General features: G+C 78.7%; 1 pseudogene. It reads left to right on the forward strand.

Annotation, left to right across the window (positions count from 1 at the left end):
* A pseudogene (locus tag AOK24_RS51250) lies at nt 1–253 on the forward strand (hypothetical protein); the annotation flags it as partial.

Genomic DNA, 253 nt, shown 5'->3' on the forward strand with positions numbered 1-253 from the left:
GGCCCGCACCAGACTCCGCGCGACCGACACGCCCCGCCCCGAAACCCTCGGCGCCCGCCACACGGCGCTCCTCGACGCGGCGAACGGCCGCCGCACCCCGCGCGACCTCGCCTTCGCCCTCGGCCGGGGCACGTACGCCGTGATGCTGGACCTCGCCCACCTGCGCACGCGCGGCCTGATCCACCCCGACGCGACGCCAACGGCCCGCCCCAGCACGGCACTTCGCGTCCCGGGACCACGCGCCGCCGTACCC

The sequence above is a fragment of the Streptomyces niveiscabiei genome (genome assembly GCF_001419795.1).
GTDB classification, from domain to species: Bacteria; Actinomycetota; Actinomycetes; order Streptomycetales; family Streptomycetaceae; genus Streptomyces; species Streptomyces niveiscabiei.